This window comes from Pseudoduganella sp. UC29_71 (genome assembly GCF_042693265.1).
In the GTDB taxonomy this organism is placed as follows: Bacteria; Pseudomonadota; Gammaproteobacteria; order Burkholderiales; family Burkholderiaceae_D; genus Rugamonas.
This window is the reverse complement of record NZ_CP170549.1, coordinates 3,764,917-3,790,889: the sequence shown is the minus strand read 5'-3', so window position 1 is coordinate 3,790,889 and position 25,973 is coordinate 3,764,917. Positions and strand designations below refer to the sequence as shown.

Genomic DNA, 25,973 nt, shown 5'->3' with positions numbered 1-25,973 from the left:
CCGCAGGCGTAACCCGCCGGCGCCCCCGCGCCTTACTTGCCTTCGGCGGCAGCGGCTTCCTTGTTGAAGGTCGCGATCAGCTCCTTGCCGATGCGGTCTTCCATGGTCTTCTGCACCGGCAGCAGGGCGGCGCGCCAGGCGGCCTTTTCCTGCGGCGTCAAGGTGTACACCTCGGTCTTGCCGGACTTGCGGATGGCGTCCAGCGCGGCGTCGTTCTCCTTCTGCGCGATGTCGTTGGCGTACTTGGTGGCTTCCTTCATGGCGCCGTCGAGCGAGGTGCGGATGTCGGCCGGCAGCGCGTCCCAGAATTTCTTGTTCACGATGACGGCGTAGCCGATGTAGCCGTGGTCGGAGACGGTCAGGTGCTTCTGCACCTCATGCACCTTCTGGGTGTAGATGTTGGACGGCGTGTTCTCGCTGCCGTCCACCACGCCGGTCTGCATGGCCTGGTAGACCTCGGAGAAGGCCAGCACCTGCGGATTGGCGCCCAGCGCCCGCATCTGCGCGTCCAGCACCTTGGACGACTGGATGCGCATCTTGGTGCCCTTGAAATCGGCCGGCGTGCGCAGCGGCTTGTTGGCGGTCATCTCCTTGAAGCCGTTGTCCCAGAACGCCAGGCCGACGATGCCCTTCGATTCCAGTTTCTTCAGCAGCGACTTGCCGACCGGGCCTTCGTTCACGCGCGCCAGGGCCGCCTTGCTCGGCAGGATATAGGGCAGGTCATAGACTTCGAATTCCTTCACCCCCAGCGGGCCGAACTTGGACAGCGAGGGCGCCAGCATCTGTACCGATCCCAGCTGCAGCGCCTCGAGCTCCTCCTTGTCCTTGTACAGCTGGCTGTTCGGATACAGCTCGATCTTCACGCGGCCCTTGGTGGCCGCTTCGGCCAGCTCCTTGAACTTCTGGGCGCCTTTGCCTTTCGGCGTATCGGCTGCGACAACGTGGCTGAACTTGATGACGATGGGGTTTTGCGCGTAGGCGCTGGCCGCAAAGACGGTAACGGCGGCGAACAGCAGGGATTGCAGTTTCATGGTATCTCCTTTGATGAAGGGCTCTTGATGGCCCTTTGCGGGTTTTAATGCGGGGTTAGTGCAAATTCTTTCGCGCCGCCTCGGAGGCGATGCGCTGCGCCAGCAGCAGCACTGGCTTGTCTATCATCTTGCCGTCCACGGCCACCGCCGCGCCGCGCGCGCTTTCGGCGGCCGACAGCACGCGCTGCGCCCATGCCACTTCCTCGCCGGACGGCAGGAAGGCGCGGTTGACCGCGTCCAGCTGGCCGGGATGGATGCACAGCTTGCCGCCGAAGCCCATGCGGTGCGCGTGGCGCGCGTCTTCCTCGGTGGCGCCGCCCTCGATGGCCAGCGTCACGCCGTCCACCGGCGCGCGCAGGCCGGCCAGGCGCGAAGCGAGCACGATCTGCGAACGGAAGAAGGTCAGCTCCTCGCGGTCGCCGTGGATGCCCATATCCAGCTTGAAGTCGATGGAGCCGAACAGCAGGCGCTGCACGCGCGGCGCGGTGACGATCTGGCTCATGTTGGCAAAGCCGGCGGCGGTCTCGATCAGCGGGAACAGCGGCGCGCTGGACGAGGCGCTGGCCACGTCGGCCACGCGCTCGGCCTTGGGCAGCACGATGCCGGCGATGCCGGGGCGGTGGCACAGGATCAGGTCGTCGCCGAAGCAGCCGGAGTTCACGCAGTTCACGCGCACCAGCACCGGCACGTGCGGCGCGCGGCCTTCGGGGCTGGACAGCCAGTTCTCCAGCGCGTCGCGTGCCGCGCCCTTGGCGCTGGGCGCTACCGCGTCTTCCAGGTCGATGATGACGGCGTCCGCGCCCGAGGCGCAGGCCTTGGCGAAACGGTCGGGCCGGTCGCCGGGGACAAACAGGAAAGAATGGGCCAGGGCCAGCCTGGCGTCGGGTGGGGCAGCATGTACGGCAGTGCTCATAACAAGTCTCCCATATCGGTAATGCGGCTTATGGACCAGATTTTGTCGGCCAGGGCGGCCATTTCAGCCGGCGTGGCGGCCCCGCTGAAGGCGGCCAGGCGCGCGGCTTTATCTTCCAGCTCGGTGCGGCTCAGGGTGTTGCCGGGGTCTCCTTTGGGTTGGTCAACGCGGCCGGGCAGCATGCGGCCGTCCGTGGTGTGCACGATGACCTTGCCTATCCAGCGCGCCGGGTAGGCCTGGTCAACCTCCGTGTCGAGCACCATGTGTACTTTGCCACGGAATTGGACAACGCGCTGGGCATTGAAGCTGGTATCGAACTCGGTCAGCCCGGCACTGCCGAATTCGGCGATCAGGCCCAGCACCGTGCCCATGGAGAATTTGGCCTGGTGCACCGTTTGCGGGTTCACCACGGGTCCCAGCACGTCGATGGCGCCCTGGTGCACCAGGCAGTCGACGCGGGAGATCTGGTCCGGCGCCAGGCCGTGCTCGCGCATCACCAGCTGCAGCGCGTCGGCGGCCGGATGGGTGTGGCGGCAGCTGGCGTGGAACTTGAACGAGGTTTCGGCCAGCGTCCAGCGGAAGCCGAGGCGGTCGATCAGCCTGGCCGGATCGGCGCCCTGCGTCATGCCGGCGCCCATGCCCTGCGCGCCCTCCAGGATGCGGCGCGCGCCGGTAAAGCCGGCCTGTGCCAGGTAGGCGGACATCAGGCCGTCGCTGGCGGCTTTGGCGGTGTGCAGCTGCTTGGAGTCGGCGGCGTCGCGCAGGAATTCCCATAAGCCGGCCGCTTGCGTGCCGGCCGAGCCGAAGGCGTGCAGCATCTGCTCCGGCGTGAGCTTGAGCAGGCGGCCGGCTGCGGCAGCGGCGGCGATGGTGCCGGCGGTGCCGGTGGTGTGGAAGATCTTGTAGTGCGGGCGGCCGAGGAATTCGCCGACGCGGATGCCCACCTCGTAGCCCGCCACCACGGCGGTCAGCAGCTCGCGGCCCGAGCTGCCCAGCGACTGCGCCACCGCCAGCGCGGCCGGAAAGACCACGGCGGCGGGGTGGAACACGGAGCCGTTGTGGACGTCGTCCTGCTCCGCGTAGTGGGAGGCGGCGGCGTTCACCATGGCGGCGAACATGGGCGTGGCGTGGGTGCGGGAGATCAGGATTTCGCATGGGCCGGCGTTGGGTGCGCCGCCCATCTGTTCGGCGTAGCGGGCGATGGTTTCAACCGGACGCGCGCCCTTGCCGGCCAGCGCGGAGCCGGCCCAGTCCAGCATCAAGTCCTCGGCGCGGCGCAGCACGTCGTGCGGAATGGTTTCGAATTGCAGCGTGGCGGCGAAGGTGGCCAGGGCCAGGCTGGGGTGGTTGATGGCGTTCATGGTGTCTCCGGTGTTGGCGGGTTACGCTTCGCTAACCCGCCCTACGTGCTGTCTGTTGTCGCGAAAAATCCGTAGGGCGGGTCAGGCGCCAGCCGTAACCCGCCGCTTTAGACGGCGTGGGCGGCATGCAGGGCGGCGATGGCGTCGGCGCCATAGCCCAGCTTCGCCAGGATCGCGTCCGTGTGCTGGCCCAGGGCCGGCACGGCATCCATCCGCGCCTCATAGGTGTTCGGCACGCCGGGCGGCAGCAGCGCGGGCATGGGGCCGGCCGGCGTGCCGACTTCCACCCAGCGCTCGCGCGCTTTGAGCTGCGCGTGCTGCCACAGGTCGTGCATGTCGTTCATGTGCGCGTTGGCGATCTGCGCGCTGTCCAGCCGTTCGATCACCTGCTCGGCCGTCAGCCTGGAGAACACGTCGACGATCATCTGGCGCAGTTCCTGGCGCGCCGCCGTGCGCACCGCGTTGGACGAGAAGCGCGGGTCTTTCGCCAGTTCCGGCTGCAGCAGCACCTTGGTGCAGAACAGCTCCCACTCGCGTTCATTCTGCAAGCCCAGCATCACGGTCTTGCGGTCGCCGGCGGGGGAAGGGGCCGTAGGGATAAATGGTGGCGTGCGCGGCGCCGGCGCGTGGCGGCGGCGAAGCGCCGTCCATCGCGTAGTACAGCGGATAGCTCATCCACTCGGCCATGCTCTCGAGCATGGACACGTCGATATTGCAGCCCTGGCCGGTCTTGCCGCGCTGGATCAGCGCCGCCAGGATGTTGGTATAGGCGTACATGCCGGCCGCGATGTCGGCGATCGAGCAGCCGGCCTTGGCCGGTTCGTCCGGCGAGCCGGTGATGGACAGGAAGCCCGACTCGCTCTGGATCAGCAGGTCGTACGCTTTCTTGTCGCGGTAAGGGCCGTCCGCGCCGTAGCCGGAAATGTCGCACACGATCAGGCGCGGATACTTGTCCTTCAGCGCGTCGTAGGACAGGCCTAGGCGCGCGGCAGCGCCGGGCGCCAGGTTCTGCACCAGCACGTCCGCATCGGCCAGCAGCTTGTCGAGGATGACGGCGGCCTCGCCGTGCTTCACGTCCAGTGTCAGGCTCTCCTTGGAGCGGTTGGTCCAGACGAAGTGCGAAGCCAGGCCGCGCGCGCGGGCGTCGTAGGCACGGGCAAAATCGCCCACGCCGGGGCGCTCGACCTTGATGACGCGCGCGCCCAGGTCGGCCAGCTGGCGGGTGCAGAACGGCGCGGCAATCGCGTGTTCCAGCGTGATGACGGTGATGCCGTCGAGTGGACGCATGGTGCTCTCCTCAGAACGAGCGTGGCATGCCGAGCACGTGCTCGGCCACGAAGGACAGGATCAGGTTGGTGGAGATCGGCGCCACCTGGTACAAGCGCGTTTCGCGGAACTTGCGCTCCACGTCGTACTCGTGGGCGAAGCCGAAGCCGCCGTGGAACTGCAGGCAGGCGTTGGCCGCTTCCCAGGAGGCGTCGGCCGCCAGCATCTTGGCCATGTTGGCCTGCGTGCCGCAGGGCTGGTGCGCGTCGAACAGCTCGCAAGCCTTGTAGCGCATCAGGTTGGCCGCTTCCAGGTTCACATAGGCTTTCGCGATCGGGAACTGCACGCCCTGGTTCTGGCCGATGGGGCGGCCGAACACCACGCGCTCGTTGACGTACTTGGTGACCTTGTCGATGAACCAGTAGCCGTCGCCGATGCACTCGGCGGCGATCAGCGTGCGCTCGGCGTTCAGCCCGTCCAGGATGTACTTGAAGCCCTTGCCTTCCTCGCCGATCAGGCTGTCGGCCGGGATTTCCAGGTTCTCGAAGAACAGCTCATTGGTTTCGTGGTTCACCATGTTCAGGATGGGCACCACCGACATACCCTGCGCCATGGCGTCCTTGATGTCCACCAGGAAGATGGACATGCCTTCGGACTTCTTGGTCACTTCGGCCAGCGGCGTGGTGCGCGCCAGCAGTATCATCAGGTCCGAGTGCTGCACGCGCGAGATCCACACCTTCTGGCCGTTGATCACGTAGCGGTCGCCCTTTTTCACGGCCGTGGTCTTGATCTTGGTGGTGTCGGTGCCGGTGGTCGGTTCGGTCACGGCCATCGACTGCAGGCGCAATTCGCCGCTGGCGATCTTGGGCAGGTAGAACTCCTTCTGCGCCTTGGACCCGTGCCGCAGCAGCGTGCCCATGTTGTACATCTGGCCGTGGCAGGCGCCGGAGTTGCCGCCCGAGCGGTTGATTTCTTCCATGATGACGGACGCTTCCGTCAGCCCCAGCCCGGAACCGCCGTATTCCTGCGGGATCAGCGCGGCCAGCCAGCCCGCCTTGGTCAGCGCGTCCACGAAGGCTTCCGGATAGCCGCGCTGCTCGTCGATGTCGCGGAAGTAGGACGACGGGAACTCGGCGCACAGTGCGCGCACGGCGTCGCGGATGTCCTGGTGGTCCTGGATGGGGGTGTGCATGGTGTCTCCTCTTGTACTTTCAATTCAAGCTAGTTTGGCTTCGGCCTGCATGGCCAGCTCGCCCTTGCTGTTGGCTGCCCACAGCGTGACGGTGCCGTCGCCGTTCTGGCGGCCGTTCACGGTGAACGGCGCAATGTCGAACAGCGGCGAGACGGCGCGGAAGCTGAACGCGGCCACGCGCGCCTGCGGCAATTCGGCGCGCAGCAGTTCCATCAGCAGCGTGGCGATCAGCGGGCCGTGCACGATCAGGCCAGGGTAGCCTTCCACTTCGGTGACGTAGCTGCGGTCGTAGTGGATGCGGTGGCCGTTGAAGGTGAGGGCGGAGTAGCGGAACAGCAGCACCGGGTCCGGCGTGATCTTGCGCGTCCACTGCGCTTCGCCCGGCGGCATTTTCGGCGCGGGGCCGGCGCTGCCGGGGGCGGGCATGTCGCGGTAGACGATGTCGTGTTCTTCCGTGATGGCCAGCTGGCCGTCATGGCGGATGTCGTGGCGCACGGTGACGAAGGTAAGCTGGCCGCCCGCGCCGCTCTTCTGCGCCACGTCCAGGATGGTGGAGGTGCGGCTGATGGCGGCACCCACCGGCACGCTGCCGGGGAAGGTGAGGCGGCCGCCGGCCCACATGCGGCGCGGCTGCGGCACCGGCGGCAGGAAGCCGCCGCGGCGCGCATGGCCGTCCGGCCCCAGGCCCGATTGCGGCGCGATGGTCCAGAAATTGATCCAGTGCCATAAAGGCGGCAAGGGTGCGCCGTGCTGCGGCGCGCTCGGATAGTCTAGGGTGGCAGCCAGCGCGGCTACCGCCTCGGGCCGCACCACGTCATGCAGCGTTTCCGTTTTGCCAGTCCACTGCTGCAGCAAGGTAATGTCGTTGGTGTCCGGTTTCATGGTGGGCTCGTCAAGATTGAAGCGATGAGCCAGTGTAGGCCGTGCCCCGGGTAGCCACAATTTGCCATTTCGGAAGGGGGGCTTCGTTTCTGCTTGAGGCGTGCCGCCCGCTACAGGAAAAAGAGGAGAACGCCATGAGCCGTATCGTCAGCGCATTTATCCGCGCCCACACCACGCCGGAACCGGACGTGCCGCCGCCGGAGCCGGAAAAAGACCCGCCGCCGGACAACACGCCCTTGCCGGAAACGCCGCCCATAGAAGAGCCCACACCGAAGCAGCCCCCGATGAAGGCCGGCTGAAGCGGGGCGCCGCCGGGCGCGCGGGCGCTTGGGCCGGTGAGCCAGCGCCGGTGAGCTTACTCCGGTGAGCCTACTCCGGTGCGCTCTTGCCGGGCTTGGGCGGCACGGTCTTGATCTGTTCGTCAGTGTCGCGCTCGGCCGGGGTTTTCTCGCCGCTGCCGATGTCCGATTCCTCCGTCATGTGGCTGCCGCCGCGTTCCGCATCGCCGCTGCCGGGCTTGGGTGGGGTTTGTTGGTTCATTTTGGCCTCCCGTTGTCAGTGGCTTAGCCTATCAGGCAAGGCGCCCTTGCGGCGCGCCGTAGCGTGACGGTCAACATTGGCCGGCGAGAAACGCCGTTGCTGGCTAGCTACATATTTCGGTGTTTGTGCCCGCCGTCACAGTACGGTCACGAATCTGTTCATATAATGAATCATCGACATTCGGTTTATTGATCTCGGAGGCCATCATGGGCAATTCCTTACACAATAAAATTTATCTTGGCCGCCGCCATGTTGCCCTGAATGCCCTGAGCACCAAGCGTGTACAGGCGCTGTTGCTGTGCACCGCAGTGGCTTGCGCTGCCGTGGCATGGTTCGCCGTCCAGGTACTGAAGTAAGCAAAGCCTGCTGAACAGGGTCGCCGGGCGCAAGTCCGGGGCCGCATTGCCTTGCCCTGAAGCTACAGGGCGCGTACCATGAGGGCCGCAAGTCTCTTTTGGAATTTAGGCAATGAAAAACGAAAAACTCTCCGCCGATGAATACGACGCTCTGAAAGAGGTCGCACGCGGCCTCAAGCTGGGCGAGCGCGTCAGCGCATGCATCGGCCGCAACACCAAGCGCCTTGCCGGGCTGAAGATGTTCAGCATCGCCCGCAACGGCCATATCACCCTGACCGACAAAGGCCAGCAAGCGCTGTTCCTGCGCCGCTGCGTGCTCGGCCTGCGCGCGGTCGCGGCCGGCGGCGACGTCAAGCTGGACAACGATGTGGCCACCTTCCTCGGCAAGAAAGCCCACATAGTGGCGCGCGAAGGCGGCTACGACATCACCGACAAGGGCCGCGAGTCGCTGGCCGACATCGAAGCCCAAGGCATCTGATTCCTCACTCTGAAAGTTCGCAATGGATAGCGCAATGCACTGGTCGGCCCACGAGCTGACGATGACCGTTCTGATGACGCCCGACATGGCCAATTTTTCCGGCAATGTGCATGGCGGTACCATCCTGAAATACCTGGACAGCGTGGCCTACGCCTGCGCCAGCCGCTACTCCGCCAGCTATGTGGTGACGCTGTCGGTGGACCAGGTGATGTTCCTGCAGCCCATCCACGTGGGCGAGCTGGTGACCTTCCTGGCCTCGATCAACTACACCGGCACTACCTCGATGGAAGTCGGCATCCGCGTGGTGACGGAAAATATCCAGCAGCGCCTGGTGCGCCACGCGAACAGCTGCTACTTCACCATGGTGGCGGTGGACAAGGACCGCAAGCCGGTCGCCGTGCCGCCGCTGGTGCCCGAGACGGACGAACAGAAAGCCCGCTTCGAACAAGCCAAGCTGCGCAAGGCGGCACGCCAGCAGGTCACGGCCAAGCGCAAATAGCAGCAACCCGCCCGCCGTTTGCATTTCATCAATGCAGCATGGCCGGGCGCGGCACTAGACTGGGCGGATGCCGAACACCGCCCCGCCTGCCCGCTACGACTTGTCCTGGTCGCGTTGACGCATGCTTTCCGGCCCTTCATAACGTTCTTTTTCCCCCAACTCTGTAGCCAGATCGACTGGTCGGCACGGCCGCGTTTCCGCGACAAGGAGCTGGCGGCCGTCGGTGTCGGCGATGCGCCGGACGTCATGGTGGCCGACAAGCTGGTCGAAGTCGGATTGCATGGCGGCAGCGTGCAATGGGTGCTGATCCACATCGAGGTGCAAGCGCAACGCGACACGTCGCTGGCGAGCAGGGTGTTGAACTACAACTATCGCATCTCCAGATCGGCTCTACGCGGCCAAGTGGCGGTTGGCCAAGCTACTGTATGAACATGGCTGGAGCAAACGGCGCATAATCGTCTTGTTCAAGGTGATTAACTGGATGATGACCTTGCCCGAGCCACAGCAAGCGCGCTATTGGCGGGATGTCGTCCGGTTGGGAAAGGAGCGCAAAATGGAGCTCAACATGAAGCGTCCGCTCGAATGGGTGACGCCGTTGGAGGAAATGTTGATCGCGAAGGGAGTGAAGCAAGGGCTGGAACAGGGTCGGAAGGAAGGTGCTGCGGCGCTGCTGGAGCGCTTGCTCGCGCGGCGCTTCGGGCCGCTGCCGCGTACTGTCCGGAGCAAGCTGGCCAAGGCCAGCCAGGAGCAATTAGCAGCCTGGAGCGATGCGCTGGATGAGGCGCAGTCATTGAAAGAGATATTTCACTAACTCAGGCGGCCAGCGTCGAACTTGCCGAGTCCAGGTGGCGGCCCTGGCGGGCCATTTGTTCGAACAGGTCCGGCGCCACCGGACGGCTGAAGTAGTAGCCCTGGATGGCGTCGCAGCCGTGCCGCTGCAGGAAGTCGAGCTGTTCGCGGCTCTCCACGCCCTCGGCCACCACGCGCAGTTGCAGGTTGTGGGCCAGCGCGATCACGGACACCACGATCGCCGCGTCGTCCGGGTCGGTGACGATGTCGCTGACGAAGGAGCGGTCGATCTTCAGCACGTCGATCGGGAAGTCGCGCAGATAGGACAGGCTGGAATAGCCGGTGCCGAAATCGTCGATCGACAGAGTCACGCCCAGCGCCTTCAACTGGTGCAGCAGGCTCACCGCCTGCGCCACATCGTTCATGAACAGGCTTTCGGTCAGCTCCAGCTCCAGGCAGGCCGGCGGCAGGCCGGTGTCGGCCAGCACGCCGGCAATCATCTGCACCAGGTCCGGCTGGCTGAACTGGCGCGCCGACAGGTTGACCGCCATCTTCATCGGCGCGTGGCCGTGGCTGTGCTCCAGCCATGCCTTCGCCTGCAGGCAGGCCGTGCGCAGCACCCAGGCCCCGATCGGCACGATCAATCCGGTTTCCTCCGCCAGGCCGATAAAGCGCGCCGGCGACACCAGCCCCAGTTCCGGATGCTGCCAGCGCAGCAGCGCCTCGGCGCCGATGATGCGCCCACTCTCCAGGTCCACCTGCGGCTGGTAGTGCAGCGCAAACTCGCCGCGCTCGAGCGCCTTGCGCAGCGCGTTCTCGATGCGCAGCCGTTCCTGCGCCTCCTCGTTCATGGCCGGCTCGTAGAACTGGAAGCTGTTGCGGCCCAGCTTCTTGGCGGCGTACATGGCAATGTCGGCGTGCTCGATCAGGTGCTGGGCGTTGCCGCCGCCATCGTAGGATGCCACGCCGATGCTGCAGGTGACGAAGAATTCCTTGCCTTCCAAAATGACCGGCTGCGCCACCGCCTGCATCACGCGCTGCACGATGTCCGGCGACAGCGTGGCCTCGTTCGATTCGCCCAGGATGGCGACGAACTCGTCGCCCGACAGGCGCGCCACGGTGTCGCTGCCGCGCACCGCCGCCTGCAGGCGCTCGGCCACGGCTTTCAGCAGCAGGTCGCCCGCCTTGTGGCCCAGGCTGTCGTTGACGAACTTGAAGCGGTCCAGGTCGATCAGCAGCACCCACATCGGATGGCTGCTGCGGTTGGCGTAGGCGATGGCCTGGCTCAGGCGGTCCTGCAGCAGCACGCGGTTGGGCAGGCCGGTCAGTTCGTCGTGGTGGGCGATGTGGTGGATACGCTGCTCGGACAGCTTGCGCTGCGTGATCTCGCTGCCCGTGCCGCGGTAGCCCTTGAACTCGCCGCGCGCGTCGTACACCGGTTCGCCGCTGGTGTTAAACCAGCGCACGATGCCATCGTCGCCGGTGATGGCGTATTCCAGGTTGGAGAAGGGCAGGCGCGCTTCCAGCTTTGCGATGTGGTCGCGCCCCCAGCGCGAGGTGAGCATCTCGGGCGTGCTGTCCCAGCGCGTGCGGCCGATGAAGCGGCCCGGGTTGATGTGGCCCTTCTCGAAGAAGCCGTCGGTGATGCTGGTGAAGCGGAAGAAGGCATCCTGCTCCCAGTACCAGTCCGAGGACAGCGCCAGCAGGCGGCGGAAGCGTTGTTCGCTGTCGAGCAGGGCACGCTCGGTGTGCTTGCGCATGGCCACGTCGGCCGCCAGGCGCTCGTTGGACTGGCGCAGCTCGGCGGTGCGCGCGTCCACCAGCATCTGCACGCGGCGCGAGCGCAGCACCAGGCTTTGCACCAGGGCCGCCATCAGCGCACTGAACAGCACGCCCCCCAGCAGCGTGCACAGGGAGCCCAGGTGGGTGTCGATGAAGGGCTGGGGCAGGGCGGTGACGCGCACTTCCCAGGGTTGGCCCAGTACGGTGTAGGTCTGGCGATACAGCGCATGCTGGTGGAAGGCGAACCAGCGCGCCAGCGGGTGGCTGGCTCCGGGCGGCTGCGGCAGCGCGCCGTGGCTGAACACCAGGTTGGACGCCTGCGCGGGCGCGCCGACGTAGACGCGCAGCGCCAAGCCGCTGTCCTGCAGCAGGCCGGCCGATTCCAGTATCTTGTTGACCAGCGATGGTGCGCGGATCACCGTGGCGGTGTCGCCCAGCCAGGCCGCCTTGCGCTCCATGGCGGTGTCGACCGGCGCGCCGGAACGGTACACCGGCATCATCATCACCAGGCCCGGCTCGTCGCCCTTGGACTGGGCCAGTTTGAGCAGGCCGGTGGAATGCGGCTGGCCGGTGGTGAGAATGTCGTCGATGGCCGGCGGCATTTGCGGGCTGTAAGCGGAGTCCAGGCCGAAGGCGCGCTCGTTGCCCTCCAGCGGCTCGAGGAAGTGCACCACGTCGTAGCTGGCGCGGTCGCCGGCCGGGCGCAGCTCGCCGCTGTCATGCTCGGTGATGGTAAACCCAGGGAATTCGCGCCGCATCTCCGCCTCGTACGCCGGGCGTTCGGCCTGGGTGACGACGCGGTGGTAATTGAAGGCCTGGATGAAGGGATATTGCTGCAGCAGCGGCGCGGTGAAGTTGCGGAACTGCTGGCGGCTGACGGGCGCGGCCGCGATAAACAGTTGGTTGGTCACTCTCAGCACTTGCACCGCGTCGTTCAGGCCGCGCTGGATGGCGGTGGTGCGCAGGTTGGCGCGCTGTTCGAAGTCGAGCTGCATCTTGCCGTATTCCAGCTCGCCGACCGCGCCGAACAGGATGCCGGAGATGACCAGCCCCGCGCCCAGGGTGCACGCCGCCGCGACGGTCAGGGTGGATTTGCGGCGACGTGTCATTGCTTGTTCCTGTACGGTGAATTCGGCGGGGGTGGGGCCGCCATTAGTTTGTCACAAAACTTGCCGTTCGGCATAATTTCGAACAAAATTAATTCTAAACGACAACGATTGTTTCTATTTGATAATGTTGTACTGGCGCTGACTACACGGCGCGCAGCCAGCGCAGGCGGAACACGGTCCAGTGCGCCAGCAGGCGGTGCGCCACGCCCCAGGCAGGGCCGCGCCGGTGGGCCGCCCGCTGCAGGGCGCGCTGGGCAGGCGTGGCCGTGGCGCCGGCAGGCTTGATGGCGAACAGCAGGCGGTTGTTGCCGGCGATGCCGTGGAAACTGCCCACGCGCTGCTGGAAGCAGGCGCGCAGCCGGCGCAGCACGGCGGGGTATTGTGGGTCGTAGCTGAATACATTGGCCACCAGCACGCCGCCCGGGCGCAGCGCGCGCCAGCAGTCGGCATAAAAAGCCGCGCTGCCCAGCGCGGGCGGCAGGCCGTCCTCGTCGAAGCCGTCCACCAGCAGCACGTCGGCGGCGCCGCGCAGCGTGGCCATGTAGCGGCTGGCGTCGGCGTGGACGACGCGCAAGCGCTCGTCGTCCGGCGGCACGGCGAACTGCTCGCGCAGCGCGATCACGTCGGCGCGCAGCTCGATCACGGTGATGCGGCTGTGCGGCAGGTAGCGGTGGCAGAACTTGGCCAGCGAGCCGCCGCCCAGGCCGACCAAGACGATGTGCGCCGGGCGCGGCTGGAACAGCACGAAGCACATCATGGCGCGCGCATAGCTGAGCACGAGCCGGTCCGGGTCGGCCAGGCTCATTTCGCTTTGTACCATGCCGGGCTGGAATTCGAGCGTGCGCAGGCCGCGGCGTGTGCTCACGCGCGGCGGTGCCGGCTCGGTGGCGGCTGTGTGGTGCAGAGTGGCGGGCATGGCTTGCTGGCCTTGTTGTCTACCGTCAAGTTCTGATAAGCTCAGGGGATTGTAGCGGAGAGCATGCGGCCGCGCATATTCATTTACACGCACACTAATTCTAGGTACATTGCCGACATAGGCAGCGGCCACCGTGGAGAGAGCACACCATGTTTTTAGATCACCCGACCATTACCGCCACAAACAGCTTCACCGAACCGGACCGCATCGAGCGCCTGGGCCGTGTTTATGGCTATGTGGCGGCGCTGGCCGATATCGCCGGCAAGTCCGGCTTCATCGAGAAGTTCACGCAAATCCATGACCACAAGGGCACCCTGATCGTGTTCTGGCACGACGCTCCCACCGAGGACGAGAAGGAATTCTTCTCCAAGGCCTGGGCCAGCAAGATCGGCGACGGCAGCACCAACGTCGAGCACGAAGTCTAAGCGGGGCCGCAGGCGCGGCCCGGTGTCCCCGACATGGATATAAAAACCTTGGTACTGGCGCTGGCGCTGGGCAATCTGAGCCTGTGCGCGGCGCTGTTCTTTTTCGAATACGAAAGCAAGAAGTCCCTCAGCCTGTCCACCTGGGCGGTCGCCAAGCAATTGCAGGCGGCGGCCTGGTTCCTGCTGTACTTCCGCGGCGTGCTGCCGGACATGCTGACCGGGCCGCTGGCCAATGTGCTGCTGTTTGCCGGCATGGCGCTGGACGCCGGCGCGCTGTGGGAAGCGGCCGGCCGGCCGGGCTGGCGCCGCCTGCTGCTGCCGGCGCTGGTCGGCGCGTCGTTCGTCTATCTGGCCTGCCATGTCATGGAGGTGGAGCCGGGCGCGCGCGCGGCCGCCGGCTTCCTCATTGTCAGCGGCTTCTTCCTGTCCGGCGTGGCCGCGCTGGCCGTGGCCTGGCGCGGCGGCTCCATGCTGCGGCGCTACCTGGTGGTGACCATGGCTGGCCTGAGCGTGCTGGTGGCCGGACGCGGCCTGCTGGCGGCCACCCATCCCGAAGGCTGGTCCTGGGTCGGGCCGCTGGTGCTGCAGGGCGTGGGCTTCGGCGCGCTGTACCTGATGATGCTGACCAATGCCTTCGGCTACCTGCTGCTGTCGCGCGAGAAGCTGCAATCGGAGCTGGCGCGCCTGGAAGTGATCGATGCGCTGACGGACGTGCCGAACCGGCGCGGCTTCTACCAGGCGCTGGCGCCGTGGATGGCGCTGGCGCGCCGTCCCGGCCTGCCCACCGCGCTGATCATCCTGAACCTGGACCAGTTCAAGCGCGTCAACGACAGCTACGGCCACACCGTGGGCGACGTGGTGCTGAAAGCCATGGTCGACATCTGCAAGAAGCAGCTGCGCGACAGCGACCTGATGGGCCGCCTGGGCGGCGCCGAATTCGCCATCCAGCTGCCGCGCACCTCGCAGCAGGACGCGGCCATGGTGGCCGAGCGCATCCGCGCCGCCATCGCCAGCCAGCCGGTGCGCGCCGACAAGGCCATGATCAGCCTGAGCGCCAGCATGGGCGTGACCACCATCCGCGCCGACGACAGCACCGTCACCCTGTTCAAGCGCGCCGACGGCGCCCTGCAGCAGGCCATGCTGGGCGGCGCCAACAAGGTGGTGGAAGCGCCGGACGTGACCATCGCCGAGGAAGTGTAGCCGCCCGGCCTCGCGCACGGGACAGACTGTCATCATCGCGTCACAATCGAGCCGTACTGTGGTAGCATTTTCATATAAACAGTATAAATCGATGCTGGAATCAATACACGGACCCACACCTGGAGCAAGTAGCATGTACGCAGCGGTAGACCTGGGTTCCAATAGTTTTCGGCTTGCCATCGGCAAGCATGACGGCGACGAGATCCGCGTCGTCAAATCCGCGCGCGAGCCGATCCGGCTGGCGGCCGGCCTGGACGCCTCCGGCAATCTGACCGAGGCGGCCATGCAGTCCGCCCTGGGCTGCCTGAAGAACTTCCGCCAGGTGCTGGCCGGCTACGACCTGGAGGCGGTGCGCGTGGTGGCCACCTCCACCATGCGCCTGGCGCGCAATTCCGCCGCCTTCCTGCCCGCCGCCGAACAGGCCATCGGCCACCCCATTGAAATCATCTCCGGCGAGGAGGAGGGGCGGCTGATCTACATGGGCGTGTCGAACGCGCTCAACCTGCCCGGCGAGCGGCGCCTGGTGATCGACATCGGCGGCGGCTCCACCGAGCTGATACTGGGGCGCGGCAGCGATATCGAGCGGGTGGAGTCGTTCTCCATCGGCAGCGTCAAGCAAAGCCTGTCCTTCTTTGTCGGCGGCCGGGTGGATGCGCCGTCGTTCGAGGCCGCCATCCTGTCGGCGCGCAGCCATTTCGAGGACGCCGCGCCGCCTTACCATCCCGAATACTGGAAAAAGTGCTATGGCTCGTCCGGCACCATCCGCGCCATCGCCGAGATCATCGAGAAGAACAAGCTGGGCAACGGCGTGACTGCGGTCAGCCTGGAGGCGCTGAAGAAGCGCTTCATCGCGGCCGGCCACGTGAGCAAGATCGACATGCCGGGCCTGCGCCCGGACCGCGCCAGCACCATCATCGGCGGCCTCGCGGTGCTGATCGCGCTGGTGCACGAGCTGGGCGTGTCCAGCCTGACCCCGATCGAGGCCGGCCTGCGGGTGGGCGTGATGTGGGATTTGCAGCTGCGTTCGACCAAGCGCGACCGCCGCGACCAGTCGGTGCGCGCCTTCCTGCAGAAATTCCAGGTGGACGAGGGCCGCGCCAACCGCGTGGCCGAATACGCCGTCGCGCTGTACGCGCAGATGAAGCCGCTGACCGACAACTACACCCGCTTGCTGTCCTGGAGCGCGCTGCTGCACGAAGTAGGGATGGTGGTGTCGCAGACCGGTTATCACAAGCACGCCTGCTACATGGTGGAAAACGCCGACCTGCCGGGCTTCACCACGCGCGAGCAGAAAACCATGGGCCGCCTGATCGTGGCGCAGAAGGGCAACCTGCGCAAGGTGGGCGACGCGCTGACCGACAGCGACTTCGCCAAGGCCGTGGTGGCGCTGCGCCTGGCCATCCTGTTCATGCACTCGCGCATAGAGATCGATTTCACGGAGCTGAAGCTGCGCATGAAAAACCGGATTGAACTGGAAATGCGGCGCGAGTGGGTGGCCGACCACCCCACGGTGTCCTACTGGATGGAAAAGGAGCAGGAGCTGTGGGACGAAGTGGGCGTGGACTTCAGCATACGGACCAACGCCTGACCATGGCGCGCCGCTACCGGGCCACCCGGGCCATCCGCTCCCTGGCCGTCCTGGCTGCCCTGGCATGCGGCGTGGCCTGCTTGCCTGCGCCCGCGCTGGCGCAGCCGGTGGAAACCGTCACCCTGTGCTTCGAGCGCGCCAACGTCGCGCCGTGGCGCACGGAGCAGCAGGGAGGCTTGAACTTCGAGCTGCTGCACATGGTGGAGCAGCGCCTCAATATCCGCTTCGATTTCCAGAGCGTGCCGTGGAAACGCTGCCTGGCGCAGCTGCAGGCCAACGCCTACGACGGCGCTTTCGCCGTCAGCTACATGCCGGAGCGGCGTGCGCTGGGCGTGTTCCCCGGCGCCGCAGGCAGCAGCACCAGCACCAGCACCAGCACCGGCGCCGACAGCGCCAGGCGCATGCACGTGGACCGCTACATGCTGTTGCGCCGCAAGGGCAGCGCCGTGGAGTGGGATGGCAAGGCGCTGCGCAAGCTGGACGGTCCGGTCGGCTTCCAGCTCGGCTACTCGGTGGGCGACGTGCTGCGCGGCCTGCGCGTGGAGGTGGACGAGGGCAGCCAGCGCGCCGACGAATTGGCGCGCAAGCTGATCGCTGGCCGGGTTGGCGCGGCGGCGCTGGGTGGCAGCGACACCGCCGCCGTCATGCGCGGCCCGATGGCGGCGCAGCTGGAAGTGCTGCCGCTGCCCCTGATCGAAAAGCCGTATTTCCTGGTGCTGTCGCACAGCATGGTCGAGCGCCGCCCGGCACTGGCGCAGCGCATCTGGAGCGCCATGGCGCAGGCGCGCAACAGCCCGGCCTACCGAAAGCTTGAGAAAGCCGCCCTGGAAGGCGGGGGCGGCTGATGCGCCAGCGCCTGCTCAAGGCCTGGCGCGAGGACATCCTGCTGCGGCTGGCGGTCGGCATTTTGCTGGCCGTGGCCCTGACCACCGCCCTCTACACCACCTACGCGGCCCACGTGCAGCGCGCCGAGGCCGAGCAGCACCTGCACGAGCGTGCCGAGCACCTGGCCAGCGTGCTGGCGCAGACCCTGGCGCGGCCGCTGTTCGACATCAATAGCGCGGCCGTGGCCAGCGTGGTGGACGCCATGCAGGCCACCCCGGAAGTGGTGATGCTGCGCGTGCTGGCGCCGGGCGGCGAACAGCTGGCCAGCTTCGACACCGAGCGCGCCGGCCGGGCGGCTCCGGCCGGCGGGGGCGCGGCGGCCGACGCCATCACCGTGCGCCGCAAGGTTGAATTCCGGGACGCCAGGCGCAGCTACCCGGTCGGCACGCTGGAGCTGGCGTTCTCGCGCCAGCAGGTGGACTTGCAGCTGCGGCGCCAGATCGCCCACAGCGTGATGGCCAACCTGGTGCTGGCGCTGGCCATCGTCATTTCCATCCTGCTGGTCGGGCGCAAGGTGATCCGGCCGTTCACCGACATCCAGAATGCGCTGGAAAAGCTCACCGAGGGCGACGTGGACATCACGCTGTCCGGCATCCAGCGGGTCGACCAGGTGGGCCGCCTGTCCAAGGCCGTGCACAGCTTCCGCGACACCCTGACCCGGCTAGGCCAGGCCGAGCACGAGCTGCGTGAGCTGAACAGCCACCTGGAGCACAAGATTGCCGAGCGCACCGCCGAGCTGACCCGCACCGCGCAACTGGCCAGCGACAGCCAGAAGCAGCTGGTGAAGGCCAACGAGCTGGCCGAAGCGGCCAACGTGGCCAAGTCCGAGTTCCTGGCCAATATGAGCCACGAGATCCGCACGCCGATGAGCGCCATCATCGGCATGGCCTACCTGGCGCTGCGCACCGGCCTGACGCCCAAGCAGCACGACTATGTGAACAAGATCCATCGCGCCGCCATGTCGCTGCTGGCCATCATCAACGACATCCTGGATTTCTCCAAGATCGAGGCGGGCCGGCTGGAAGTGGAGCAGGTGCCGTTCTTCCTGGACGACGTGCTGGCCAACGTGGCCAGCGTCACCAGCCAGCGCGCGGCGGACAAGCAGCTCGAATACCTGTTCCACGTGCCGCCTTCCATTCCGCGCCACCTGGTTGGCGATCCGCTGCGGCTGGAGCAGGTGCTGATCAACCTGGTCAACAACGCGGTCAAATTCACCCCGGCGGGGGAGCTGGAAATGAGCTGCACCCGGCTCGATGCGCCGCCGCCCGGCCGCCCGGACCATACGGCGCTGCTGCGCTTCTCCGTGCGCGACACCGGCATCGGCATGACACCGGAGCAAGTGGGCAAGCTGTTCCATGCCTTCAGCCAGGCCAACGGCTCCACCACGCGCGAGTATGGCGGCACTGGACTGGGCTTGTCGATTTCGCAGCAGCTGGTGGAGCTGATGGGCGGCGAAATCACGGTCGAAAGCACGCCGGAGCGGGGTTCCGTCTTCCGCTTCGACCTGGAGTTCCCGCTCACCGTGCAGGGCGAGCGTGCCGTGGCGGTGCCGGCTACGCTGAGCGGCGTGCGCCTGCTGCTGGTGGACGACAGCCCGGTGGCGCTGGAAATCCTGGCCGAAGCCATGCGCGCGCTACCGCTGCGGACCGACACGGCAGCCAGCGGCGCCGAGGCGCTGGCCTGCATCGCGGCGGCCGACAGCGCGGGCGATCCGTACCGGCTGGTGCTGAGCGACTGGAAGATGCCGGACATGGACGGCATTGAGTTGTCGCGCCGCGTGCAGCAGGATGGCGCGCTGACGGCGCGGCCCGGCATGGTGCTGGTGACGGCCTTCGGGCGCGAGGAGGTGCAGCCGGAGGCGGAAGCGGCGGGCGTGATCGGGTTCCTGTTCAAGCCGATAGGGCAGTCGGCGCTGGTGGATACGCTGGTGACGCTGCTGGCGCCCGGTTTCAAGCAGCGCGGCGGCGAGCGGCGTTCGGACCTGCCGCGCCGCATCGGTCCGCGCCGGCAGGCGGAGCAGGCCGACAGCGAAGCCGTGCCGGGCCAGCGCTACACCGCGCGCGTGCTGCTGGTGGAGGATAACGCGGTGAACCAGCAGATCGGGGCCGAGCTGATGGCGACGCTGGGCATCTGCGTGGACATGGCCGGCAACGGCGAACAGGCCCTGGAGATGCTGCGCGAGGGCGGCCCGGAGGCCTACGCCATGGTGCTGATGGACCTGGAAATGCCGCTGCTTGACGGTCATGCGGCCACGCGGCGCCTGCGCCAGGACAAGGCGTTCGACGCGGTGCCCGTGGTCGCCATGACCGCGCACGCGTTGCCGGACATCCGCGAGCGCTGCTTGGCCGAAGGCATGCAGGATTACATCACCAAGCCGGTCGAGCCGGAGCGGCTATATGCCGTGCTGGCGCGCTGGCTGGGCATCGCGCGCCTGGCGCCGGCCCAGGCGCCGTCGCCCGAACCCACCCTGGCCCCCGGTGCCGCCCAGCGCTACCGGGCAGCCGGTGCGGGGGCCGCAACCGCGGCCACAGCCACAGCCACGGCCACGGCAGCCGCCGCAGCGGCCGGTGCGCCCGGTGCCGCCCCGCAGGCTGCCGTACCGCAGCTCGAGGGTATCGACTCGGCGCGCGGCCTGCACTACGTGGCCGGCAACGCCGCGCTCTATCTGCAGCTGCTCGACAGCTTCCGCCAGAACCAGCGCAGCGCGGCCGAGGACCTGCACGCCGCCGTGGCGCGCGGCGACGCAAGTGCCGCAAGTGCCGCCGCCCACAGCTTGCGCGGCGTGGCCGGCAATCTCGGCGCCACCGTCCTCGAGCGCACCGCCCGCGATCTCGAGGCCGTGCTGGCGCAGTTCGCCCCGGTGCGCCGGCCGGCACCGGGCCACCCGGCGCCGCCCGCCGCCGCGCCCGCTGCGTCCATCGATTTCGCTGCCGTCGCCCCCATGCTGGCCGCCGTGGAACGTGCGCTGTCCGGCGTCATCCACGCGCTGGACCGCCATTTTGAATCAGCCCCGCTCGTCCGGCCGGCAGGCGCCGGGGACGCGGCCGCCGGCCAGGACGCGGCGGACGCCATCGCGGCGCTGCGCAAGCTCCAATCCCTGCTCGCCGAATTCAACGGCGACAGCACCGACTACTTTGATAGCAGCCGTCCCGCCCTGGCCACGCTGCTGTCAGCGGCAACAATGGACCGCCTGGCCGGACACATGGCACACTATGACTTCGCCGCTGCCAGCCAATTGCTGGCCGCCGCCGTACAACAACTGGACCCTGCATGAATACCAAACAGACCGCCCGCCAAACCATCCTGATCGTCGACGACACGCCCGACAACATCACGCTGCTGTCCATGCTGCTGAAGGACAAATACAATACCAAGGTTGCCAAGGACGGCGCCACCGCGCTGCAAATCGCGGAGACCTCCACGGTCGACCTGGTGCTGCTGGACGTGATGATGCCCGGCATGGACGGCTACGAAACCTGCCGCCGCCTCAAGCAGAACCCCGCCACCGCCGACGTTCCGGTGCTGTTCCTGACCGCCAAAAGCCAGCCTGAAGACGAAGCGCTCGGCCTGCGCCTGGGCGCGGTCGACTACCTCACCAAGCCGGTCAGCCCACCTATCCTGTTTGCGCGCGTGGCCACGCACCTGAAGCTGCGCGCCGCGAGCCAGCAGCAATCCGGCCAGATGTCGCTGATGCAGGACGCCACCATCATGGCCATGGCCACCATGGCCGAGACGCGCGACAAGGAGACCAGCAACCATATCCGCCGCACGCAGAACTACGTGGCCGCGCTGGCGCGCAAGCTGCAAAGCCACCCGCGCTTTGCGGCCGAACTGACGGACGAGAACATCACGCTGCTGTACAAGTCGGCGCCGCTGCACGACATCGGCAAGGCCGGCTTGCCGGACAGCATCGTGCTCAAGCCGGGCAAGCTGGATCAGGATGAATTCGAAATCATGAAGCTGCACGCGGTGCGCGGACGGGGACACGATACGCCAGGTGGAGGAGTACATTGGCGGCAGCAACGGCTTCCTCACTTATGCCCGGGAGATTGCGCACTCGCACCAGGAGAAGTGGGACGGCTCGGGCTACCCGGAAAAACTGGCGGGTGAGGCGATTCCCCTGTCGGCGCGCCTGATGGCGGTGGCGGACGTGTACGACGCGCTGATCTCCAAGCGCATCTACAAGCCGCCGTTCAGCCACGCCGAGGCGGTGGCGGTCATGCAGGATGGACGCGGCACGCATTTCGACCCCGATATCCTGGACGCGTTCGTGGAGATTGCCGGCACTTTCGCGGAGATTGCCAGCAAATTCACGGACGCGGAAGAAGTTGCGGATGAGCAGGCTCCTTAAAAATAGTATATATTGTTTATATTGTTCAAAATCCAGGAGTGAAAATGAGTAAAACCCTTAGCGCAGCCAAACCGGCCGCACGCACTGCAAAAGCCGCCGCGCCAGCCGCCGCTGCGCCGAAAGCCGCCGTCGCCAAGGTCAACGGCGCCAAGCCAGCCGCGCCGCGCGCAGCGGCAGCCAAGGTCGCCGCACCGAAGACTGCAGCCGTGAAAGCCGCCGCGCCCAAGACCGCTGCCGCACCGAAGGCCGCAGCACCGAAGGCAGCCGCACCGAAGGCAGCAGCACCGAAGGCCGGCGCCAAGGCCGCGCCATCCAAGGCCGCCGCGCCGAAAGCCGCTGCTGTACCGAAAGCCGCCAAGCCTGCCGCACCGAAGACCGCCGTGAAAGCCGTTGCCCCTAAAGCTGCCGCCCCTAAGGCCGCCGCCAAGCCCGCCGACCCCGCCAAGGAGAAAGCCCGCAAGGAAAAGCTGGTGCGCGACAGCTTCACCATGCCGGAAGCCGAATACGCCGTGCTGGGCCAGGTGAAAAAGGCCGCCCTGAAAGCCGGTTTCGAGATCAAGAAAAGCGAACTGCTGCGCGTTGGCGTCGCCCTGATCAGCAAAATCGACATGGCCACGCTGAAAAGCGTGCTGGGCTCGCTGCCGCAGCTGAAAACCGGCCGTCCGAAAAAGGCCTGAGCCGTTGTATGTAACCAAAGTGACATGACTTTGTCACGGTCCTGAAGTATTCCCGGGCTACGCTTGCTTCGTCTCAACTCACAAGGACGAAGCATGCAACAGCCTATCTTACAGACGGAAATCCGCACTGCCTCCGCCAAGCTGTCGCTCAGCATGGCCAGCACGGCCGAGGAACTGCGCGAAGTGCAGCGTCTGCGCTACAAGGTCTTCATCGAAACGATGGGCCTGACCGCGCTGGCCAGTGAAGACGGGTTGGACAGCGACGAATTCGACGAACACTGCGATCACCTGATCGTGCGCGACACCAACACCCTGAGCGTGGTCGGCACCTACCGCCTGCTGAGCGCCGCGCGCGCCCACAAGCTGGGCCGCGTCTATTCCGAAAACGAATTCGACCTCAGCCGCCTGAACAATGTGCGCAGCCGCATCGTGGAAGCGGGCCGCGCCTGCATCCACCCGGACTACCGTGGCGGCAGCGTCATCATGCTGCTGTGGTCCGGCCTGGCCGAATACATGCGCCGCGAGCGCTGCGATTTCCTGGCCGGCTGCGCCAGCATCAGCCTGGCGGACGGCGGCCACAATGCGGTGGGCGTGTACAACGCGCTGGCCGCCAAGCACATGGCCCCGGCCGAGTACCGCGTCACGCCGCACCTGCCTTTCCCCTACAGCAAACTCGAAGCGGCCCAGCATCCGCAAGTGCCGCCGCTGCTCAAGGGTTATATGCGCTCGGGCGCGTGGATCTGCGGCGAACCGGCCTGGGACCCTGATTTTGAAAGCGCCGACCTGTTCCTGCTGATGCCGCTGGCGAACCTGGACAGCCGCTACGCGCGCCACTACGGCGTGGAAGGCTGACCGGTGGACCAGGCAATCAGCCTGCGCTGCGCGGTGCTCAGCGTGAGCAGCCAGCACGGCGCCGTGCGGGACGGGGCAGGGGAACTGCTGGCCGCGCGCGCCGAAGCGGCCGGCCACCGCGTGGTGCGCCGCGTCTGCATGGGCGACGGCGTGCACGAGGTGCGGCAAGTGCTGAGCGACTGCATCGCCGACCCCGAGATCCAGGTGGTGCTCAGTTCCGGCGGCAGCGGCTTCGTACGCCGCAACGCCGTCCCGGATGCGGCCGCTAGCCTGCTGGAGCAGGAAATACGCGGCTTCGGTGAATTGCTGCAGCACTTGGCCTACAGTGCGGTCGGCAGCACCATCGTGCAGTCGCGCGCGCTGGCCGGCTATGCCAATGGCACGCTGATCTTCTGCCTGCCCGGCGTGGTGGGCGCCTGCGCGCTGGCCTGGGACCGCATCATCGGCGCCCAGCTTGCCGTGCCGCCTCGAAAAAAGTGCTTGCAGACGGCCTGATCAAGGATTATAGTGATTGTACTGATCGGTACATAGGGTACCGATCGGAACAACCTCACTACAGAAAGGTCTGCCATGTCCACTCGTCCCCCACTGCCGCCGTTCACGCGTGAAACCGCCATAGAAAAGGTCCGCCTTGCCGAAAACGGCTGGAATACCCGCGACGCCGAAAAAGTCGCGCTCGCCTATACCGAAGATAGCTGGTGGCGCAACCGGGGCGAATTCGTGCAGGGCCGCGCGGCCATCATCGGCCTGCTCAAGCGCAAATGGACGCGTGAACTGGACTATCGCCTGGTAAAAGAATTGTGGGCGCACGACGGCGCCCGCATTGCCGTCCGCTTCGCCTACGAATACCATGACGACTCCGGCCAGTGGTTCCGCGCCTACGGCAACGAAAACTGGGAATTCGACGAGAACGGCCTGATGCACCACCGTCACGCCAGCATCAACGAAGCGCCGATCAAGGAGTCCGAGCGCAAGCTGCGGTGGGACGCCAGCGGCCCGCGCCCGGCGGACTATCCCAGCCTGACCGAGCTGGGCTTTTAATCGAGAAGGAATGCAATGGCAAGAATGATCGCAGAACGGGCCGACGTGGTGCCGCTGCTGGCGGAAGTATTCCGCGCTTACGGCTTTGAAGGGGCCAGCCTGGCCCGGATAACCGAAGGTACCCGGCTGGGAAAGGGGAGTATTTACAACTTCTTTCCGGGCGGCAAAGAGGAAATGGCGGACGCCGTGCTGGGCGAAATCGACGCCTGGTTCCGCCTGCACGTGTTCGAGCCATTGCAGGAGAGCGCCGACGCCGGCGCCGGCATCGCCAATATGTTTGCCGAGGTGGAGCGCTATTTCCTGTCCGGGCGCAAGGTATGCCTGGTGGGCGTGTTCGCGCTGGGCAATGAGCGCGATCGTTTCGCCGTCAAGGTGCGCGACTATTTCGCGGCCTGGATAGACGCGCTGTCCAGCGCGCTGGTGCGCACGGGAAAAAGCGGTCCCGAGGCGGCCGCGCTGTCCGAAGAAGTGGTGGGCGGCATCCAGGGCGCACTGGTGCTGGCGCGCGCATTCGACCGGCCGGACGTGTTCCTGACGACGATGCAACGCCTGCGCATGCGGCTGAGCAATTGAAGTTATGCAAGAATCGGGAATTGGACAAACAGGAGGGGTAACAGCAGGGGCTGGGCTGTTGGTTGGCGCCGGTGACCGCGATGCCGGCGCCTGGCATTGCACGACTGGAGCTGAGTCAGTGCATCGAGGCAGTCGATAGATCTTTCAGCTCACGTATGCTTAATTCTGATTTCTCGTGCATACGCAGCAAAATGGTCGCTCCAACCGCCAGTTTTCGGTGGCGGATTTTGCTGATGATGGGAGGCTGCACTTCGAGGACGCGGCACAGTTCGGCGTCATTTTTGAGGTGCATCTTCTCAATCAGCGTATCGAGCAGCTTGTTGGGAACGAAGCTGGAGGGTTCCAAAGCTCTGGCTCGATTCATTGCTTCGATCAGTTCCAGTTTTTTTTGCCGCACGCTCATTTTTTCCTCCTTAGTTAGAAAAACGTGGATAGATTGGCGTCTCCTGGCTTGTGTTTTACCGCCCAAACGGCGTAAACATGGCGGATCAACTCAACTATTAATAACCAAGCAAGTTGTATGTATGATACTGCAACGGTAGATTATTGGTAGGTCTAGGACAAAAAAAATTCTTGTTTATTGCGCAAACCGGTTGACGGATGTTGTTTCTTGTAGTCCCGAGCTGGTCAGCACGAGCGTGCGGTCGGCCATGGCGGCGGCGGCGTGGGAATGGGTCACCATGATCGTGCAGGCGCCGCTGGATTTGATCTCATTGCGCAGCAGCAAAAGTATGCCGTGCGCGGTGTCGGGATCGAGGTTGCCGGTGGGTTCGTCGGCCAGCACCAGCCCGGGCCGGTGCACCAGTGCGCGCGCGATCGCCACACGCTGCAGCTGGCCGCCGGACAGCTGGTGCGGGTAATCGCTGCCGCGTCCCTGCAGGCCGACCGCGTCCAGCATCTCCAGCGCGCGCTGCTGCGGCTGGCCGTTCAGGAGCAGCGGCAGGGCCACGTTTTGCAGCAAGGTCAGGTGCGGCAGCACGTGGAAGGCCTGGAAAATAAAGCCCATCTTCCGGCGCCGCAAGCGCGTAGCGGCGTCGTCGTCCAGCGCGGACATGGCCACGCCGTCAAGCACGATGGGCGGCGCGGCGGTGGCATCCGGCTGGTCCAGCCCGGCGATCAGGTTCAGCAAGGTGGACTTGCCGACGCCTGATTCGCCCATGATGGCCACGAACTCGCCCGCGCGGAAAGTCCAGCTCAGATTGGCCAGCACAGGGCGGCCGGCATAAGTCTTGGACAGGTTGCGCAGGACGAGCATGGATTCCTTGAC

The 25,973-nt window shown here is 66.2% G+C and carries 26 protein-coding genes and 2 pseudogenes; 17 read left to right on the top strand and 11 right to left on the bottom strand.

Annotated features, from left to right (window positions below; all coding sequences use genetic code 11):
- Positions 1–32 precede the first annotated feature (32 nt).
- From ACFJI2_RS16700 to ACFJI2_RS16675, 6 genes and pseudogenes are all read right to left on the bottom strand, one after another.
- Complete coding sequence (locus ACFJI2_RS16700; RefSeq protein WP_107870604.1) at positions 33–1,031, bottom strand: TRAP transporter substrate-binding protein; 999 nt, start codon at positions 1,029–1,031, stop codon at positions 33–35.
- Positions 1,032–1,086: 55 nt separating this feature from the next.
- Positions 1,087–1,944 (bottom strand): HpcH/HpaI aldolase/citrate lyase family protein, encoded by an 858-nt coding sequence (locus ACFJI2_RS16695; RefSeq protein ID WP_377701024.1) that lies wholly within the window; start codon positions 1,942–1,944, stop codon positions 1,087–1,089.
- On the bottom strand, positions 1,941–3,305 hold the full coding sequence (locus tag ACFJI2_RS16690) for an MmgE/PrpD family protein (protein WP_377701023.1): 1,365 nt from the start codon (positions 3,303–3,305) through the stop codon (positions 1,941–1,943). Before ACFJI2_RS16690 ends, ACFJI2_RS16695 begins: the two co-directional genes overlap by 4 nt.
- Before the next feature lie 107 nt (positions 3,306–3,412).
- Positions 3,413–4,592: pseudogene (locus ACFJI2_RS16685) on the bottom strand (CaiB/BaiF CoA transferase family protein).
- A gap of 10 nt (positions 4,593–4,602) precedes the next feature.
- Positions 4,603–5,763: an acyl-CoA dehydrogenase family protein gene (locus tag ACFJI2_RS16680; RefSeq protein ID WP_107870597.1), complete on the bottom strand. Its 1,161-nt coding sequence runs from the start codon at positions 5,761–5,763 to the stop codon at positions 4,603–4,605.
- 24 nt (positions 5,764–5,787) lie between these two features.
- Complete coding sequence (locus tag ACFJI2_RS16675; RefSeq protein ID WP_377701022.1) at positions 5,788–6,645, bottom strand: MaoC family dehydratase N-terminal domain-containing protein; 858 nt, start codon at positions 6,643–6,645, stop codon at positions 5,788–5,790.
- A gap of 134 nt (positions 6,646–6,779) precedes the next feature.
- Here ACFJI2_RS16675 and ACFJI2_RS16670 point away from each other — a divergent pair, with 134 nt between their 5' ends.
- A complete protein-coding gene (locus ACFJI2_RS16670; protein ID WP_165930460.1) occupies positions 6,780–6,944 on the top strand; it encodes a hypothetical protein in 165 nt (54 codons plus the stop codon).
- Between the two features lie 70 nt (positions 6,945–7,014).
- Here the strand turns inward: ACFJI2_RS16670 and ACFJI2_RS16665 are convergent, their stop codons facing one another.
- Positions 7,015–7,185 (bottom strand): hypothetical protein, encoded by a 171-nt coding sequence (locus tag ACFJI2_RS16665; RefSeq protein ID WP_377701021.1) that lies wholly within the window; start codon positions 7,183–7,185, stop codon positions 7,015–7,017.
- 206 nt (positions 7,186–7,391) lie between these two features.
- Here ACFJI2_RS16665 and ACFJI2_RS16660 point away from each other — a divergent pair, with 206 nt between their 5' ends.
- The 5 genes from ACFJI2_RS16660 to ACFJI2_RS16640 all read left to right on the top strand — a co-directional run bounded on the left by ACFJI2_RS16660 (position 7,392) and on the right by ACFJI2_RS16640 (position 9,329).
- The gene (locus tag ACFJI2_RS16660) at positions 7,392–7,541 is read left to right on the top strand and encodes a hypothetical protein (RefSeq protein WP_377701020.1); all 150 of its coding nucleotides are present in this window, start codon (positions 7,392–7,394) and stop codon (positions 7,539–7,541) included.
- 112 nt (positions 7,542–7,653) lie between these two features.
- The gene (locus ACFJI2_RS16655) at positions 7,654–8,019 is read left to right on the top strand and encodes a hypothetical protein (RefSeq protein ID WP_107870591.1); all 366 of its coding nucleotides are present in this window, start codon (positions 7,654–7,656) and stop codon (positions 8,017–8,019) included.
- A 34-nt stretch (positions 8,020–8,053) separates the two neighbouring features.
- Positions 8,054–8,518 (top strand): acyl-CoA thioesterase, encoded by a 465-nt coding sequence (locus ACFJI2_RS16650; protein WP_377701019.1) that lies wholly within the window; start codon positions 8,054–8,056, stop codon positions 8,516–8,518.
- A gap of 18 nt (positions 8,519–8,536) precedes the next feature.
- Complete coding sequence (locus ACFJI2_RS16645) at positions 8,537–8,947, top strand: hypothetical protein (protein WP_377701018.1); 411 nt, start codon at positions 8,537–8,539, stop codon at positions 8,945–8,947.
- The gene (locus tag ACFJI2_RS16640; protein ID WP_377701017.1) at positions 8,928–9,329 is read left to right on the top strand and encodes a DUF4351 domain-containing protein; all 402 of its coding nucleotides are present in this window, start codon (positions 8,928–8,930) and stop codon (positions 9,327–9,329) included. Before ACFJI2_RS16645 ends, ACFJI2_RS16640 begins: the two co-directional genes overlap by 20 nt.
- 1 nt (position 9,330) lies before the next feature.
- On the opposite strand, the gene ACFJI2_RS16635 is transcribed toward ACFJI2_RS16640, so the two are convergent.
- Both ACFJI2_RS16635 and ACFJI2_RS16630 read right to left on the bottom strand, forming a co-directional pair.
- On the bottom strand, positions 9,331–12,198 hold the full coding sequence (locus tag ACFJI2_RS16635) for an EAL domain-containing protein (protein ID WP_377701016.1): 2,868 nt from the start codon (positions 12,196–12,198) through the stop codon (positions 9,331–9,333).
- Between the two features lie 142 nt (positions 12,199–12,340).
- Positions 12,341–13,114, bottom strand: coding sequence for a transferase spermidine synthase (locus ACFJI2_RS16630; protein WP_377701015.1), 774 nt, complete (start codon positions 13,112–13,114; stop codon positions 12,341–12,343).
- 149 nt (positions 13,115–13,263) lie between these two features.
- Between ACFJI2_RS16630 and ACFJI2_RS16625 the strand changes: the two genes are divergently transcribed.
- From ACFJI2_RS16625 to ACFJI2_RS16575, 11 genes and pseudogenes are all read left to right on the top strand, one after another.
- The gene (locus tag ACFJI2_RS16625) at positions 13,264–13,539 is read left to right on the top strand and encodes a hypothetical protein (protein ID WP_107870582.1); all 276 of its coding nucleotides are present in this window, start codon (positions 13,264–13,266) and stop codon (positions 13,537–13,539) included.
- 33 nt (positions 13,540–13,572) lie between these two features.
- Positions 13,573–14,739, top strand: a complete 1,167-nt coding sequence (locus ACFJI2_RS16620) for a GGDEF domain-containing protein (RefSeq protein ID WP_377701014.1) — start codon at positions 13,573–13,575, stop codon at positions 14,737–14,739.
- Positions 14,740–14,872: 133 nt separating this feature from the next.
- Positions 14,873–16,327: a Ppx/GppA phosphatase family protein gene (locus tag ACFJI2_RS16615; RefSeq protein ID WP_107870576.1), complete on the top strand. Its 1,455-nt coding sequence runs from the start codon at positions 14,873–14,875 to the stop codon at positions 16,325–16,327.
- 2 nt (positions 16,328–16,329) lie between these two features.
- A complete protein-coding gene (locus ACFJI2_RS16610; protein WP_377701013.1) occupies positions 16,330–17,172 on the top strand; it encodes a substrate-binding periplasmic protein in 843 nt (280 codons plus the stop codon).
- Complete coding sequence (locus ACFJI2_RS16605; RefSeq protein WP_377701012.1) at positions 17,172–20,486, top strand: response regulator; 3,315 nt, start codon at positions 17,172–17,174, stop codon at positions 20,484–20,486. The genes ACFJI2_RS16610 and ACFJI2_RS16605 overlap by 1 nt, the downstream gene beginning before the upstream one ends.
- Positions 20,483–21,563 (top strand): annotated as a pseudogene (locus ACFJI2_RS16600) (two-component system response regulator). The gene ACFJI2_RS16605 and the pseudogene ACFJI2_RS16600 overlap by 4 nt, the downstream one beginning before the upstream one ends.
- A 44-nt stretch (positions 21,564–21,607) precedes the next feature.
- On the top strand, positions 21,608–22,240 hold the full coding sequence (locus tag ACFJI2_RS16595) for a hypothetical protein (protein WP_377701011.1): 633 nt from the start codon (positions 21,608–21,610) through the stop codon (positions 22,238–22,240).
- Positions 22,241–22,333: 93 nt separating this feature from the next.
- Positions 22,334–23,092 (top strand): GNAT family N-acetyltransferase, encoded by a 759-nt coding sequence (locus ACFJI2_RS16590; protein ID WP_377701010.1) that lies wholly within the window; start codon positions 22,334–22,336, stop codon positions 23,090–23,092.
- 3 nt (positions 23,093–23,095) lie between these two features.
- Positions 23,096–23,587 (top strand): molybdenum cofactor synthesis domain-containing protein, encoded by a 492-nt coding sequence (locus tag ACFJI2_RS16585; protein ID WP_377701009.1) that lies wholly within the window; start codon positions 23,096–23,098, stop codon positions 23,585–23,587.
- Between the two features lie 75 nt (positions 23,588–23,662).
- Positions 23,663–24,133, top strand: coding sequence for a DUF1348 family protein (locus ACFJI2_RS16580; RefSeq protein WP_377701008.1), 471 nt, complete (start codon positions 23,663–23,665; stop codon positions 24,131–24,133).
- A 15-nt stretch (positions 24,134–24,148) separates the two neighbouring features.
- On the top strand, positions 24,149–24,706 hold the full coding sequence (locus ACFJI2_RS16575; RefSeq protein WP_377701006.1) for a TetR/AcrR family transcriptional regulator: 558 nt from the start codon (positions 24,149–24,151) through the stop codon (positions 24,704–24,706).
- Between the two features lie 115 nt (positions 24,707–24,821).
- Here ACFJI2_RS16575 and ACFJI2_RS16570 read toward each other — a convergent pair whose 3' ends face one another.
- Both ACFJI2_RS16570 and ACFJI2_RS16565 read right to left on the bottom strand, forming a co-directional pair.
- Complete coding sequence (locus ACFJI2_RS16570) at positions 24,822–25,109, bottom strand: hypothetical protein (RefSeq protein ID WP_056404796.1); 288 nt, start codon at positions 25,107–25,109, stop codon at positions 24,822–24,824.
- A gap of 174 nt (positions 25,110–25,283) precedes the next feature.
- Complete coding sequence (locus ACFJI2_RS16565) at positions 25,284–25,961, bottom strand: ABC transporter ATP-binding protein (RefSeq protein ID WP_377701005.1); 678 nt, start codon at positions 25,959–25,961, stop codon at positions 25,284–25,286.
- Positions 25,962–25,973: the final 12 nt, after the last annotated feature.

What these genes read in the sequence shown, in the direction of transcription:
- ACFJI2_RS16700 (WP_107870604.1), bottom strand. Translation starts at nt 1,031, where the DNA reads ATGAAACTGCAATCCCTGCTGTTCGCCGCCGTTACCGTCTTTGCGGCC.
- ACFJI2_RS16695 (WP_377701024.1), bottom strand. Translation starts at nt 1,944, where the DNA reads ATGAGCACTGCCGTACATGCTGCCCCACCCGACGCCAGGCTGGCCCTG.
- ACFJI2_RS16690 (WP_377701023.1), bottom strand. Translation starts at nt 3,305, where the DNA reads ATGAACGCCATCAACCACCCCAGCCTGGCCCTGGCCACCTTCGCCGCC.
- ACFJI2_RS16680 (WP_107870597.1), bottom strand. Translation starts at nt 5,763, where the DNA reads ATGCACACCCCCATCCAGGACCACCAGGACATCCGCGACGCCGTGCGC.
- ACFJI2_RS16675 (WP_377701022.1), bottom strand. Translation starts at nt 6,645, where the DNA reads ATGAAACCGGACACCAACGACATTACCTTGCTGCAGCAGTGGACTGGC.
- ACFJI2_RS16670 (WP_165930460.1), top strand. Translation starts at nt 6,780, where the DNA reads ATGAGCCGTATCGTCAGCGCATTTATCCGCGCCCACACCACGCCGGAA.
- ACFJI2_RS16665 (WP_377701021.1), bottom strand. Translation starts at nt 7,185, where the DNA reads ATGAACCAACAAACCCCACCCAAGCCCGGCAGCGGCGATGCGGAACGC.
- ACFJI2_RS16660 (WP_377701020.1), top strand. Translation starts at nt 7,392, where the DNA reads ATGGGCAATTCCTTACACAATAAAATTTATCTTGGCCGCCGCCATGTT.
- ACFJI2_RS16655 (WP_107870591.1), top strand. Translation starts at nt 7,654, where the DNA reads ATGAAAAACGAAAAACTCTCCGCCGATGAATACGACGCTCTGAAAGAG.
- ACFJI2_RS16650 (WP_377701019.1), top strand. Translation starts at nt 8,054, where the DNA reads ATGCACTGGTCGGCCCACGAGCTGACGATGACCGTTCTGATGACGCCC.
- ACFJI2_RS16635 (WP_377701016.1), bottom strand. Translation starts at nt 12,198, where the DNA reads ATGACACGTCGCCGCAAATCCACCCTGACCGTCGCGGCGGCGTGCACC.
- ACFJI2_RS16630 (WP_377701015.1), bottom strand. Translation starts at nt 13,114, where the DNA reads ATGCCCGCCACTCTGCACCACACAGCCGCCACCGAGCCGGCACCGCCG.
- ACFJI2_RS16625 (WP_107870582.1), top strand. Translation starts at nt 13,264, where the DNA reads ATGTTTTTAGATCACCCGACCATTACCGCCACAAACAGCTTCACCGAA.
- ACFJI2_RS16620 (WP_377701014.1), top strand. Translation starts at nt 13,573, where the DNA reads ATGGATATAAAAACCTTGGTACTGGCGCTGGCGCTGGGCAATCTGAGC.
- ACFJI2_RS16615 (WP_107870576.1), top strand. Translation starts at nt 14,873, where the DNA reads ATGTACGCAGCGGTAGACCTGGGTTCCAATAGTTTTCGGCTTGCCATC.
- ACFJI2_RS16610 (WP_377701013.1), top strand. Translation starts at nt 16,330, where the DNA reads ATGGCGCGCCGCTACCGGGCCACCCGGGCCATCCGCTCCCTGGCCGTC.
- ACFJI2_RS16605 (WP_377701012.1), top strand. Translation starts at nt 17,172, where the DNA reads ATGCGCCAGCGCCTGCTCAAGGCCTGGCGCGAGGACATCCTGCTGCGG.
- ACFJI2_RS16595 (WP_377701011.1), top strand. Translation starts at nt 21,608, where the DNA reads ATGAGTAAAACCCTTAGCGCAGCCAAACCGGCCGCACGCACTGCAAAA.
- ACFJI2_RS16590 (WP_377701010.1), top strand. Translation starts at nt 22,334, where the DNA reads ATGCAACAGCCTATCTTACAGACGGAAATCCGCACTGCCTCCGCCAAG.
- ACFJI2_RS16580 (WP_377701008.1), top strand. Translation starts at nt 23,663, where the DNA reads ATGTCCACTCGTCCCCCACTGCCGCCGTTCACGCGTGAAACCGCCATA.
- ACFJI2_RS16575 (WP_377701006.1), top strand. Translation starts at nt 24,149, where the DNA reads ATGGCAAGAATGATCGCAGAACGGGCCGACGTGGTGCCGCTGCTGGCG.
- ACFJI2_RS16570 (WP_056404796.1), bottom strand. Translation starts at nt 25,109, where the DNA reads ATGAGCGTGCGGCAAAAAAAACTGGAACTGATCGAAGCAATGAATCGA.
- ACFJI2_RS16565 (WP_377701005.1), bottom strand. Translation starts at nt 25,961, where the DNA reads ATGCTCGTCCTGCGCAACCTGTCCAAGACTTATGCCGGCCGCCCTGTG.